Source organism: Brenneria sp. L4-2C (genome assembly GCF_040240335.1).
Classification (GTDB): domain Bacteria; phylum Pseudomonadota; class Gammaproteobacteria; order Enterobacterales; family Enterobacteriaceae; genus Brenneria.
The window spans coordinates 322,872-336,415 of record NZ_JBEIAC010000001.1; the positions used below are offsets into that span (position 1 = coordinate 322,872).

Annotated in this window: 12 protein-coding genes; 10 read left to right on the forward strand and 2 right to left on the reverse strand. The window is 56.0% G+C overall.

Features of this window, described 5'->3' with window-relative positions:
• The first annotated feature begins 16 nt into the window (after positions 1-16).
• The 9 genes from araA (at position 17) to nth (ending at position 8,487) form a co-directional block, all read left to right on the forward strand.
• Positions 17-1,522, forward strand: a complete 1,506-nt coding sequence (gene araA, locus ABRZ26_RS01465) for an L-arabinose isomerase (RefSeq protein ID WP_319602482.1) — start codon at positions 17-19, stop codon at positions 1,520-1,522.
• A 175-nt stretch (positions 1,523-1,697) separates the two neighbouring features.
• The gene (gene ydgT, locus ABRZ26_RS01470; protein WP_319602483.1) at positions 1,698-1,913 is read left to right on the forward strand and encodes a transcription modulator YdgT; all 216 of its coding nucleotides are present in this window, start codon (positions 1,698-1,700) and stop codon (positions 1,911-1,913) included.
• A 198-nt stretch (positions 1,914-2,111) separates the two neighbouring features.
• Positions 2,112-2,693: an electron transport complex subunit RsxA gene (gene rsxA, locus ABRZ26_RS01475; protein WP_319602484.1), complete on the forward strand. Its 582-nt coding sequence runs from the start codon at positions 2,112-2,114 to the stop codon at positions 2,691-2,693.
• Entirely contained in the window at positions 2,693-3,271 is a 579-nt protein-coding gene (rsxB, locus tag ABRZ26_RS01480) for an electron transport complex subunit RsxB (protein WP_319602485.1), read from the forward strand. The genes rsxA and rsxB overlap by 1 nt, the downstream gene beginning before the upstream one ends.
• Complete coding sequence (gene rsxC / locus ABRZ26_RS01485; protein WP_319602486.1) at positions 3,264-5,462, forward strand: electron transport complex subunit RsxC; 2,199 nt, start codon at positions 3,264-3,266, stop codon at positions 5,460-5,462. The genes rsxB and rsxC overlap by 8 nt, the downstream gene beginning before the upstream one ends.
• Positions 5,463-6,518 (forward strand): electron transport complex subunit RsxD, encoded by a 1,056-nt coding sequence (gene rsxD / locus ABRZ26_RS01490; RefSeq protein WP_319602487.1) that lies wholly within the window; start codon positions 5,463-5,465, stop codon positions 6,516-6,518.
• Between the two features lie 9 nt (positions 6,519-6,527).
• Positions 6,528-7,157 (forward strand): electron transport complex subunit RsxG, encoded by a 630-nt coding sequence (rsxG, locus tag ABRZ26_RS01495; protein WP_319602488.1) that lies wholly within the window; start codon positions 6,528-6,530, stop codon positions 7,155-7,157.
• Positions 7,154-7,855 carry an electron transport complex subunit E gene (locus tag ABRZ26_RS01500; protein WP_319602489.1) on the forward strand — a complete coding sequence of 234 codons (702 nt, stop codon included), beginning with the start codon at positions 7,154-7,156 and terminating at the stop codon, positions 7,853-7,855. The genes rsxG and ABRZ26_RS01500 overlap by 4 nt, the downstream gene beginning before the upstream one ends.
• Positions 7,852-8,487 carry an endonuclease III gene (gene nth, locus ABRZ26_RS01505; RefSeq protein ID WP_319602490.1) on the forward strand — a complete coding sequence of 212 codons (636 nt, stop codon included), beginning with the start codon at positions 7,852-7,854 and terminating at the stop codon, positions 8,485-8,487. The genes ABRZ26_RS01500 and nth overlap by 4 nt, the downstream gene beginning before the upstream one ends.
• 74 nt (positions 8,488-8,561) lie before the next feature.
• Here nth and cysB read toward each other — a convergent pair whose 3' ends face one another.
• Both cysB and topA read right to left on the reverse strand, forming a co-directional pair.
• The gene (gene cysB, locus ABRZ26_RS01510) at positions 8,562-9,536 is read right to left on the reverse strand and encodes an HTH-type transcriptional regulator CysB (RefSeq protein ID WP_319602491.1); all 975 of its coding nucleotides are present in this window, start codon (positions 9,534-9,536) and stop codon (positions 8,562-8,564) included.
• 639 nt (positions 9,537-10,175) lie between these two features.
• Positions 10,176-12,773 (reverse strand): type I DNA topoisomerase, encoded by a 2,598-nt coding sequence (gene topA, locus ABRZ26_RS01515; RefSeq protein ID WP_319602492.1) that lies wholly within the window; start codon positions 12,771-12,773, stop codon positions 10,176-10,178.
• Between the two features lie 499 nt (positions 12,774-13,272).
• Here topA and ABRZ26_RS01520 point away from each other — a divergent pair, with 499 nt between their 5' ends.
• Positions 13,273-13,542, forward strand: a complete 270-nt coding sequence (locus tag ABRZ26_RS01520; RefSeq protein ID WP_319602493.1) for a YciN family protein — start codon at positions 13,273-13,275, stop codon at positions 13,540-13,542.
• Positions 13,543-13,544: the final 2 nt, after the last annotated feature.

Consider the following 13,544-nt stretch of genomic DNA (forward strand, 5'->3'; position numbering starts at 1 on the left):
ATAAACAGGAGTCATCATGGATCATTTCAAGCAGCTTGAAGTCTGGTTTGTTATCGGCAGCCAACACCTGTATGGACCGGAAACCTTACGTCAGGTCAAGGAGAACGCGGAAAACGTGGTCGCCGGTCTGAATCAGCAGGCCGGACTGCCGGTAAAACTGGTGCTTAAACCGCTGGTGAAAACGCCGGACGAAATTCTCTCGCTGTGCCGGGACGCCAATTATCAGGATAACTGTATCGGTCTGCTGACCTGGCTGCATACCTTCTCGCCCGCCAAGATGTGGATCGGCGGGCTGCGCGTTCTGCACAAGCCGCTGCTGCAATTTCATACCCAGTTCAACGCGGAAATTCCGTGGGACACCATGGATATGGATTTTATGAATCTGAATCAGACGGCGCACGGCGGCCGGGAATTCGGGTTTATCGGCGCCCGGATGCGTCAGTCGCACCAGGTGGTTGTCGGCCACTGGCAGGATAAACAGGCCCATGAACGTATCGCCAAATGGATGCGGGTGGCGGCGGCGCTGCGGGAAAGCAAGCAGCTGAAACTGGCGCGTTTCGGCGACAATATGCGTGAAGTGGCGGTAACGGAAGGCGATAAGGTCGGCGCGCAGATCCAGTTCGGTTATTCCGTCAGCGCCTGGGGATTGGGCGATTTGGCCGGCGTGGTCGATGCCGTCGCCAAAGGCGATATCGATGCGCTGGTTGACGAGTATGAAGCCAGCTACCACTTGACCGATGCGGTAAAACTACACGGCCCGAACCGGCAAAATCTGCTGGATGCGGCGCAAATCGAGCTGGGATTGAAACGTTTTCTGGAACAGGGCGGCTATAAAGCCTTTACCACCGATTTTGAAAATCTGTATGGGCTGAAGCAGTTGCCGGGGCTGGCCGTCCAGCGATTAATGCAGCAAGGCTACGGGTTTGGCGGCGAAGGCGACTGGAAAACGGCGGCGCTGCTGCGCATTATGAAAGTGATGGCGCAGGGGTTGCCCGGCGGCACCTCGTTTATGGAGGACTACACCTACAACTTCCAGGCACACAATAATTTGGTGGTCGGCTCTCATATGCTGGAAGTCTGCCCCAGCATCGCCCGGGAGCAAAAACCGATTCTTGACGCCCAACATCTGGGGATCGGCGGCAAGGCCGATCCCGCGCGGCTGATTTTCTCCACGCCCGCCGGTCTTGCGCTCAATGCCAGCGTTATCGACATGGGCGATCGTTTCAGAATGCTGGTTAACGTGGTGGACGCCATTGAACAGCCGCGCCCGTTGCCCAAGCTGCCGGTCGCGCGCGCCATCTGGCAAGCGCAACCCTCGCTGGAGGTCGCCGCCGAGGCCTGGATTCTGGCGGGCGGCGCGCATCACTCGGTATTCAGCCAGGCGCTGGATGCGGACTATCTGCGTCTGTATGCCGAGATGCAGAATATTGAGCTGCTGGTAATCGACAACGATACCCGCCTGCCTGCGTTCAGGGACGCATTGCGCTGGAACGAGGTGTATTACAAACTCTGTAGCCGCTAACGGAAAAACGCCGGGCCGCACGGACGCGGCGAACAAAGCGCGCAGGAAATAATGACGATTTGCGGATTAAAACAGTAGGTTAGAATTTATATTTCTTTTTTTATTATCCTATAGACAGCGCCTATCTCTTGCATATACTTAATCCCCCAACATCATAACTATTAGCTCATTAATTATGACTGCGCATGACTACTTGCTTAAGTTTCGGAAGGTCAGTACGATGGAAAGTCTGGAAAAACTCTTCGATCATCTCAACTACTCCCTGACCGACAGCCAGGAAATAATCAATATGTATCGGGCCGCGGATCATCGGCGGGCGGAGCTGGTTTCCGGCGGCAAGCTATTTGATTTGGGTTGCGTTCCCAAGTCGGTGTGGCGCTATGTGATATAAGTCCGAACGGTGATAATGCTAATGAATAATTATGCTTATTCACCGGTTTCCGTTGATATCGTCATGATCTTTCCGTTCCTTTATATGGGTTCAGCGCCCCTATTCATTCAGGTTTCGTCCATATCCTTACTTTAGGTGTGTTGTCGAAAGCCTGACAATACCTGATAATGTGCGGGTTTTGTTTTTTTAGGCAGAGTAATGACCGAATACGCACTGTTATTTGTTAGCGCCCTTCTGGTAAACAATTTCGTTCTGGTGAAGTTTCTGGGGCTGTGTCCGTTTATGGGCGTATCCAAACGCCTGGAGACGGCTATCGGCATGGGATTGGCCACCACGTTCGTGATGACATTGGGCTCGATGTTTTCATGGATAGTCAACGCGTTTGTCCTGGAGCCGCTCAATATCGTTTACCTGCGAACCATGGCGTTCATTCTGGTATTGGCCGTCGTCGTGCAGTTTTCGGAATTGGTGGTGCGTAAAACCAGTCCGGAACTTTACCGCCTGCTGGGCATTTTTCTGCCGTTAATCACCACCAACTGCGCCGTGCTGGGCGTGGTGCTGCTCAATGTCAACATGTCCCATGGTTTTCTTCAGTCGACGCTGTACGGTTTCGGCGCGGCGGCCGGCTTTTCTTTAGTGATGGTGCTATTTGCCGCCATCCGCGAGCGTCTTACGGTTTCCGACGTTCCCGCCCCCTTCCGCGGTTCGTCGATCGCGCTGATTACCGCCGGGCTGATGTCGCTGGCTTTCATGGGCTTTACCGGTTTGGTGAAATTCTAATGACGGCTATTTGGATCGCCATTGCGGCACTCAGTTTGCTCGCCCTGTTTTTCGGTCTGATTCTCGGCTACGCGTCGCGTCGTTTTCAGGTCGAGGAAGATCCTGTCGTTGAACAGGTCGAAGCCATGCTGCCGCAGAGTCAGTGCGGCCAGTGCGGTTATCCCGGCTGTCGCCCCTATGCCGAAGCCGTCTCGCTGAATGGCGAAAAAATCAATAAATGCGTACCCGGCGGCGAAGCGATGATGCTGAAGCTGGCCGAGAAGCTGAACGTCGATCCGCAGCCGCTCGACGGGGACGACGCCGTGCGCAAACCCGAGCGACAAGTCGCCTGGATTGACGAAGCAAACTGCATCGGCTGCACCAAGTGCATTCAGTCTTGTCCGGTAGACGCCATCGTCGGCAGCACCAAAGCGGTACATACCGTCGTCAGCGACCTCTGCACCGGTTGCGATCTGTGCGTCGCGCCCTGCCCCACGGACTGTATCGAACTGCGCCCCGTCGCGCCGACTCCCGACAGCTGGAAATGGGATCTCAACGCCATTCCGGTTCGTGTTATTCAAGTAGAACACCATGCTTAAGCTGTTTACCGCCTTGAAAAAAGATCGGATCTGGGATTTCAACGGCGGAATTCATCCGCCGGAAATGAAAACCCAATCCAGCCAGGTTCCGCTGCGCGCCATACCGCTACCGGAACAGTTTATCATTCCGCTCAAACAGCACCTCGGGCCGGAAGGCGAACTTTGCGTCCAGGTCGGCGAGCAGGTACTGCGCGGCCAGCCGCTGACGCGCGGCAAAGGCCGGACATTGCCGGTCCATGCGCCGACCTCCGGCACGGTGAGCGCGATTCGTCATCACATGACGGCGCACCCTTCGGCATTGCCTGAATTAAGCGTGCTCATCACCCCGGATGGCGAAGACCGCTGGTGTGAACGCCGCGCGCTCGGCGACTACCGCACGCAGTCCGCGGAGACCCTGCTCGCCCACCTGCATCAGGCGGGTATCGCCGGTTTGGGCGGCGCCGGTTTTCCAACCGCCGCCAAGTTGCAAGGCGGGATGCGCGGCATCGAAACGTTGATCATCAATGCCGCCGAGTGCGAACCCTATATCACCGCCGACGACCGGCTGATGCAGGAACATGCGGATGAAATCGTGCAAGGCATCGATATTCTCGCTTATCTGCTACAGCCGCAGCGTATTCTAATCGGCATCGAGGATAATAAGCCCGAGGCCATTGCCGCGCTGCGGCAGGCATTGCCCGCACATTCGACCATCGGTCTGCGCGTTATTCCAACCAAGTATCCGTCCGGCGGCGCCAAGCAGCTCACCAAGATTCTGACCGGCAAGGAAGTTCCCTTTGGCAAACATTCCGCCGCGATTGGCGTATTGATGCAGAATGTCGGCACCGCCTTTGCCATCAAACGCGCGGTTGTCGACGGCGAACCGCTGACCGAGCGCGTCGTCACGCTGACGGGCGAAGCCTTGCGACAGCCGGGCAATGTCTGGGCCAGATTAGGCACGCCCGTGCGCCATTTACTGAAACATGCCGGATTCCACATCAGCCGGCAGCCGATGGTGATCATGGGCGGTCCGTTGATGGGATTTACGTTGCCGTCGCTGGATGTACCCATCGTCAAAATCAGTAACTGTATTCTGGCGCCCTCCCATTCGGAGATGGAACCGGTCGCCGAAGAACAGTCCTGCATCCGTTGCAGCCAGTGCGCCGATGCCTGCCCCGCCGGGTTGTTGCCGCAGCAATTGTACTGGTTCAGCCGTGGCCAGGAGCACGAAAAAGCGCGCGATCACTATCTGTTTGACTGCATAGAGTGCGGCGCCTGCGCCTATGTCTGCCCCAGCAATATTCCGCTGGTGCAATATTACCGCCAGGAAAAGGCGGAAATCCGCGCCATTGACGAAGAAGCTCGACGTTCTGCGCAAGCCAAGCGCCGATTTGATGCGAAGAAAGCGCGGCTTGAGCGCGAAAAACAGGCGCGGGAACTGCGCCATCAACAGGCGGCGGCCGGTATTTCAGAAGGTGATAAACAGGCGGTTCAGTCGGCGCTGGCGCGAGTGCGTGATACGAAGTCGTCGCCCGTCATTGAAGTGATCCCCGGCCAACAGCCGGATAACCGCGCGGCTATCGCGGCCCGCGCCGCGCGTAAGGCGCAGGCGCGCGCCAACCAGTCGGCTTGCGCTGAACCCCATACGGCAGACGAGACCGATGCGCGCAAAGCCGCGCAACTGGCCGCAAGCGACGATAGCACGCCGCCGGCCTCCCAGGCGCAAACGCCCGAACAGCCCGTCGACCCGCGCAAAGCCGCCGTCGCCGACGCCATCGCACGGGTAAAAGCCCGTAAAGCCGCCCAGCAGGCCGCAAGCGACGATAGCACGCCGCCGGCCGCCCCGGCGCAAACGCCCGATCAGCCTGCCGACCCGCGCAAAGCCGCCGTGGCCGCCGCCATCGAGCGGGTAAAAGCCCGTAAAGCCGCGCAGCAGGCCGCTGGCGACGATAGCACGCCGCCGACCGCCCCGGCGCAATCGCCCGAGCAGCCCGCCGACCCGCGCAAAGCCGCCGTCGCCGCCGCCATTGAGCGGGTAAAAGCCCGTAAAGCCGCCCAGCAGGCCGCTGGCGACGATAGCACGCCGCCGGCCGCCCCGGCGCAAACGCCCGATCAGCCCGTCGACCCGCGCAAAGCCGCCGTCGCCGCCGCCATCGAGCGGGTAAAAGCCCGTAAAGCAGCACAAGCTTCATCGAAGTCTCAAGAGGAATAAATGGCTTTCAAGATTGCAAGTTCACCGTTTACACATAATCAGCAGCGCACTCAGCGCATTATGTTGCTGGTGATCATAGCCTGTATTCCCGGTATGCTGGCTCAGTACTCTTTCTTTGGCTACGGTAACCTGATTCAGGTTTGTCTGGCCGCGGTAACCGCTATTGCCGCGGAATCAGTGACATTGTCACTTAGGAAATTTAACGTTCGGGCGAATCTGGCTGACAATTCAGCGCTGCTCACCGGCATTCTGCTCGGTATCAGTCTTCCGCCGCTGGCGCCCTGGTGGATGGTGGTTATCGGCACTCTATTTGCCATCGTGATCGCCAAACAACTCTATGGCGGTTTGGGACAAAATCCGTTCAATCCGGCCATGATCGGCTACGTGGTGTTACTGATCTCGTTTCCGCTTCAAATGACAAGCTGGCTGCCCCCGGCCCCGTTGCAAAGTCTGCCGGTCAGTTTCTATGACGCGCTGGTCGCTATTTTTACCGGGCATACGCCGTCCGGGCATTCGGTACAACAACTGATGCAAAGCGTTGACGGCATCAGTCAGGCGACGCCGCTGGATACGTTTAAAACGGCGCTGCGCGCCGGTCATCAGCCAGAGCAAATTCTGCAACAGCCGTTATTTTCCGGCGCGCTGGCGGGGGTTGGCTGGCAGTGGGTGAATATCGGTTTTCTGGCCGGCGGGCTATTCCTGCTGCAACAGGGAACCATTCGCTGGCATATCCCGGTCAGCTTTCTGCTGACCTTGGTGCTGTGCGCCTCGCTGGCCTGGATGCTGTCGCCAGAAAGATATGCGCCGCCGATGTTGCATCTGTTCTCCGGCGCCACCATGCTGGGGGCGTTCTTCATCGCCACCGACCCGGTGACCGCCTCCACCACCAATAGAGGCCGGCTGATTTTCGGCGCGCTGATCGGCCTGCTGGTCTGGCTAATCAGAACCTACGGCGGTTATCCTGACGGCGTCGCCTTCGCGGTATTGCTGGCGAATATCACCGTGCCGCTGATTGATTATTACACCAAGCCCCGCGCTTACGGCCATCACCGCTAAGGAGTCGCTATGTTAACCACGATGCGCCGCCATGCGACAACGCTGGCGCTTTTCGCCGCCGGCACCACCGCCTTAACGGCGGTCGTCAATAGCTTGACGGCGCCGACTATCGCGCATCAGGCCGCGCTAGAGCAAAGAAAGCTGCTGGATCAGGTTATTCCGGCGGACAGATATGACAATGATCTGCTGCAAGAGTGTTACACCGTCACAGACCCGGCACTGGGATCAGCGTCCGCCCACCGGGTATTCATTGCCCGCAAAGCCGGCGAACCCGTTGCGGCGGCCGTGGAAAGCACCGCCCCGGACGGCTATTCGGGCGCGATCAACCTGCTGATTGGCGCGGATTTTATGGGTAATGTGCTGGGGGCGCGCGTGACCGAACATCATGAAACGCCGGGATTAGGCGATAAAGTCGATGTGCGCATTTCAGACTGGATCACGCGTTTTAGCGGACAACGCGTACAGAATGACGCCGACCCCCGCTGGGCGGTAAAAAAAGAAGGCGGGCAGTTCGACCAGTTTACCGGCGCGACCATTACGCCGCGGGCGGTGATTAATAGCATCAAACGCGGCGCGCTGTATCTGGAAACGTTGCCGTCCCAACTGTCTTCCCTACCTGCCTGCGGAGAGCGCCAATGAATGAAGCGAAACGCCTTTTAGTCGAAGGATTGTGGAAAAACAATTCGGCGCTGGTGCAATTGCTTGGGCTTTGTCCCCTGCTGGCGGTGTCCTCCACCGCCACCAACGCGCTCGGACTCGGACTGGCGACGACCCTGGTGCTGGTGCTGACCAATGCCTCGGTTTCGGCGCTGCGGCGCTGGGCTTCCGCTGAAATCCGCATCCCGATCTATGTCATGCTGATCGCCGCCGTGGTCAGTACGGTACAAATGCTGATCAATGCTTATGCCTACGGCTTATACCAGTCGCTGGGCATTTTTATTCCGCTGATCGCCACCAACTGTATTGTTATCGGGCGGGCGGAAGCCTATGCGTCGAAAAACCCGGTGGGACTTTCCGCGATCGACGGCCTGGCCATGGGCTTAGGCGCCACCAGCGCGCTGTTTGTTCTGGGGGCGCTGCGTGAGATTGTGGGTAACGGCACCCTGTTCGACGGCGCCGATTTATTGCTGGGCGACTGGGCCAAAGCGCTGCGCATCGAGGTCGTTCACCTGGACTCGCCGTTCCTGCTCGCCATGCTGCCGCCCGGCGCCTTTATCGGCTTAGGACTGATGTTGGCGGCGAAGTATGTGATTGATGAAAAAATGAAGCAACGTCAAGCCAGGATCGCCGCAGGCGCCGGGAACTCGCCTTCGAATGTGTCTGGGGAAACATTATGAACCAACAAAAACGGATTGAAATTTTAAGCAGACTGCGAGCCAACGATCCGCATCCCACAACCGAACTGAAATACACGACGCCGTTTGAACTGCTGATCGCCGTGCTGCTTTCCGCGCAGGCCACCGATGTCAGCGTGAACAAGGCGACGGCCAGGCTCTACCCCGTCGCCAATACGCCGGAAGCGATGCTCGCGCTGGGCGTCGAAGGGATAAAAAGCTACATCAAGACCATCGGGCTGTTTAACAGCAAAGCTGAAAACGTGATAAAAACCTGCCGCATGCTGATTGAAAAACATCAAAGCCAGGTACCCGAAGATCGCGCCGCGCTGGAGGCCTTGCCCGGCGTGGGGCGCAAAACGGCGAATGTGGTGCTCAATACCGCTTTCGGCTGGCCGACAATCGCCGTCGATACGCATATTTTTCGCGTCTGCAACCGCACCGGCTTTGCTCCCGGCAAAAACGTCGAACAGGTTGAAGAAAAGCTGCTTAAAGTGGTGCCGACCGAGTTTAAGGTTGATTGCCATCACTGGCTGATCCTGCACGGCAGATATACCTGTATCGCCCGCAAACCACGCTGCGGCTCCTGCCTGATTGAAGATCTGTGCGAATATAAAGAAAAGGTCTACGCGTAGCGGTTATCTTGCAAGCAACGGATACCCGCCGGTTTAATGCCGCGCGGGGCCGGCTGACCCCGCCGTTCCGCCGATTATTTGATCGGCAGTGTAATATCCTTGAACATGGCTTCGATTTCTTCGTTCGAACGCAGCGCCACGGCGGTATCCACCACATCGCGCGTCAGATGCGGCGCAAAGCGATGAATGAAGTCATACATATAGCTGCGCAGGAAGGTGCTGCGGCGGAAACCGATTTTAGTGGTGCTATAGCTGAAGATCTGACTGACGTTGATCTTCACCAAATCGGTTTCTATTTGCGGATCAACGGCCATATTGGCTATCACGCCGATGCCCAGCCCGAGACGCACATAGGTCTTGATGACATCCGCATCGGTTGCGGTAAACACGATACGCGGCGTCAGGCCGGCGCGATTGAAGGCGGTATCCAGTTCCGAGCGCCCGGTGAAGCCGAAGGTGTAGGTCACGATCGGATAAGCGGCCAGCTCCTCAATTGTGACTTCCGTTTTCGACGCCAAAGGATGATCGGGTTTGACCACCACGGCGCGGTTCCAGTGGTAACAGGGCAGCATGATTAAATCGTCATAGAGATGCAGCGCCTCGGTGGCGATGGCGAAATCCGCCGAACCTTTGGCCACCGCTTCCGCAATCTGCGTCGGCGAGCCCTGATGCATGTGCAACGATACCCGCGGATAACGCTCGATAAAGCCTTTGATCACGCTGGGCAATGCATAGCGAGCCTGAGTATGCGTCGTGGCGACATACAGCGAACCTTTGTCCGGGTAAGTATGCTCGCCGGCGACGGCCTTGATGGCATCGACTTTTGACAGGACTTCACGCGCGATACGAATGACTTCCTGCCCGGCAGGCGTCACCTGCGTCAGATGCTTGCCGCTGCGGGCAAAGATCTGAATGCCCAGTTCATCCTCTAACATTCTCACCTGTTTACTGATGCCAGGCTGAGAGGTGTACAACCCTTCCGCGGTAGAAGAAACATTCAGGTTGTGATTAACAACTTCAACAATATAACGAAGCTGTTGCAGTTTCATAAGTTATCCCATTTTCAATTGAATTATGCGCACGCCATCCAAAATTCTGACGATGTTTCATTTGCTGAAATCGTTTTTTGCACCTTAGTCATCTGGTGCATATTTTCATCAATTAATGTCATTTAATCATAAAAATAGTTTTTATATAACCACTATTGAATCGCATATAAGAAGAAACCATGGCCAGTGAATAAAAAACGCTCGATTTCAGGCTATCCGTCAGTGATAAAACGAATCCCGACGCGCATCGCCCGCGGACAAGCGCAAAATCAACCTGCCGTAGGCCATAAGGATCAAGGGTATATCAACGAATCAATATCCTCCCGGGTAAATCGCCATCTCCTTACCCAGATCAAAAAAGCCAGCCTAAAAGGCTGGCCGAGGTTGATGACAAACCTTTCCAAATCCGTCATTCCCGCGCACAAAAACATCGGGAATGTTTTTGAACGCCGTTTGCGACGGCCCGAAGGGCGAGCCCCAGGGATGGGGCGAATAACCGGGAATCAGCCAATGGCGGTTTACGGTTTCAGTAGGCGATTCCCGCCTACAACCGCGGGAATGACTGGACGTAACGTTTTACCGCCGCCGCTGACCTCGCGGCCATCGTCGTCCTCGCGACGACATGCCCGCGCGAATGCCCTATTTCTTTCCTTCGACCCATTTGCCGTCAACATAGAAAGCGGACCAGCCGGTCGCTTTGCCGTCTTTCTCTGAAGAGACATATTGCTGTTTGGTCTTACGGCTAAAGCGCACCATGGTCTTGTTGCCGTCTTTATCGACAACCGGCGCGTCGGCCAGATAACGCATTTTCTCCGGCAGACGATCTTTAAAGCGCACCAGTTCTTCCACCAACGGCGCGCGCGTCTCACGGGATTTCGGGAACGTATTGGCCGCCAGGAAGATACCCGCGGCGCCGTCGCGCAACACGAAATAGGCATCGGACTTTTCACACGGCAGCTCAGGCAAAGGAACCGGGTCTTCCTTCGGCGGCGCCACTTCGCCGTTACGCAGAATTTTACGCGTATTGCCGCATGCCTCATTGGTACAGGCCATGTATTTACCGAAGCGTCCCATCTTCATGTGCATTTCCGCACCACATTTTTCGCATTCGACGACCGGGCCGTCATAGCCCTTAATACGAAACTCGCCGCTTTCAATCTCATAACCGTCACAGGCGGGGTTGTTGCCGCACACATGCAGTTTGCGCTGGTTATCAATCAGGTAGCTGTCCATCGCCGTACCGCATTTGGGGCAGCGACGACGCGCGCGCAGCGCATTGGCTTCCGCCTCGTCCCCTTCCAGCACGTTAAGCACTTCGGCTTCAGGAATCAGGTTGATGGTGGTTTTGCAACGCTCTTTCGGCGGCAGCGCATAACCGGAGCAACCCAGGAATACCCCGGTGCTGGCGGTGCGAATGCCCATTTTCCGGCCGCAGCTCGGACAGTCGATACTGGTCAGAATCATTTGATTAGGCCGCATACCGCCTTTTTCAGGATCCTGCTCCGCGGTTTCCAACCGCTGGCTGAACTCGGCGAAAAACTCGTCCAGCACCGCTTTCCACTGCGCCTGATTATTCGCTACCTGGTCCAGACTGCTTTCCATGCGCGCGGTGAAATCGTAACTCATCAGCTCGCGGAAGTTCTCTTCCAGCCGATCGGTGACAATCTCGCCCATTTTCTCGGCGTAGAAACGGCGGTTTTCAACCCGCACATAGCCGCGATCCTGGATGGTGGAGATAATCGACGCATAGGTGGAAGGACGGCCGATGCCGCGTTTTTCCAGCTCTTTAACCAGAGACGCGTCGCTATAGCGTGCGGGCGGCTTGGTGAAGTGCTGACTCGGCAGCAATTTTTGCAGCGCCAGCCGTTCGCCGACGGCGACCGTCGGCAATGTGCGATCCTCATCATTTTTGCGCAGCGCCGGCATGACCTTCGTCCAGCCGTCGAAACGCAAGGTGCGGCCTTTGGCGCGCAACTGATAATCGGCGGCTTTGACAATCAACGTGGTGGAATCGTATTTCGCCGGCGTCATCTGACAGGCGACGAATTGACGCCAAATCAGTTGATACAGCTTCTGCGCATCCGCTTCCATATCCTTAAGATGCTCGGCAAGCACTTTCACATCCGAAGGACGGATCGCTTCGTGCGCTTCCTGCGAATTTTCTTTGTTGCTGTAGTGATTCGGCGCATCGGGCAGATAATTTTTACCAAATTCTTTGCCGATATAATCGCGAGCCATGCTCAGCGCATCCTGACTCAGGTTGGTCGAGTCGGTACGCATATAGGTAATGTGGCCCGCTTCATACAGACGCTGCGCCATCATCATGGTCTTTTTCACGCCGAACCCCAGACGGGTGCTGGCGGCCTGTTGCAGCGTAGAGGTGATAAACGGCGCGCCAGGCTTACTGCTGGTTGGCTTATCTTCCCGTTCCGCCACCGCATAGTCGGCTTTTTCCAACAGGCTGAGGGCGGCCTGCGTCTGCGTTTTATTGACCGGCTTGAACGGTTTGCCGTTGAAGTGGGTAACCTGCATCTGCAACGGGGTATCGCTGCCCGCCAGTAAATCCGCGTGCAGTTCCCAGTATTCTTCCGGCACGAACGCCTTGATTTCGCGTTCGCGGTCGACAATCAGACGCACCGCCACCGACTGCACGCGGCCGGCGGACAGCCCGCGGGCAATTTTTTTCCACAACAGCGGCGAAACCATATAGCCGACCACCCGATCCATAAACCGGCGGGCCTGTTGGGCATTCACGCGATCGATATTTAACTTATCCGGATTCTCAAACGCCTGCTGAATCGCATTCTTGGTGATTTCATTAAACACCACGCGACTGAAACGCTTATCGTCGCCGCCGATGATTTCCCGCAGGTGCCAGGCGATGGCTTCCCCTTCGCGGTCAAGGTCGGTCGCGAGATAGATATGATCGGCATTTTCCGCCAGCGTTTTTAACTCCGAGACCACCTTCTCTTTACCGGGCAAAATTTCATAGTTCGCTTTCCACCCGTGGTAAGGATCGACGCCCATGCGGTTCACCAACGCGGATTTCTCATCCTTTTTGACGGCTTTTTTGGTTTTGTCTTTGGTTGAGTCCGCGCTCTTTTTACTGGCTGAGCCACTGGTCGGCAAATCGCGCACATGGCCGACGCTGGATTTCACCACGTAGGCATTGCCTAAATACTTATTGATCGTTTTGGCTTTTGCCGGGGACTCAACTATAACGAGAGCTTTACCCATATGTACTATTACCTGCTGAATTCTTCTGAAAATCAGATATCTTTTGGGGGCATCCGCCAACATAAACAAGGGCGAATACTCGATTAATTGTGGATCACGGCGCAGTTCGCTCGATCATTACCGCTGAGTGGTGCAACTCAAAAAATCTTCCGTAATCCGCACGTTCGGTCTGAATAGTGACGCGTTTATTCTAATATCAGATAAATACCCACTGCCATGACGTAAAGAATTAATTCCACTGACCGCGCAAAATCCCACACTCTACCTGATAAATGACGTCACGCAACCTAATTAGCATGGAAAAGCCGTTTTATCCACCTCGCGATGAATGCGGTATCGGCAGGCAAGTGACTAAAACTTAGCGCATTTGCGATAAAATATATCGGAGAAGTACAATCAGGGGTAACACCGGCGTCGTTATGGCGTACTATCGCCCTAGCCAGAAGACCAACCTGATGTACGCTAAATCGCTTTGCACATATTTTGGAGTATGTAACCCATGTCCGATGAAATTCAGATGATCAAAGAAAGATCCCCGATCGACCGCAAAACCTTACTCGCCGAAGCCAATGCCATTATCCAGAGTCACGGCGACTATCTGCATGGCATGGTGGCCGACGATGTCGAGCAAAAAAATAATGTGCTGGTTTTTCGCGGCGAGTTTTTCCTTGATGACAACGGCCTGCCCACGTTGAAAACCACCGCCGTGTTTAACATGTTCAAACATCTGGCTCACACGCTGTCGGAAAAATATTATCTGGTCGATTAAAC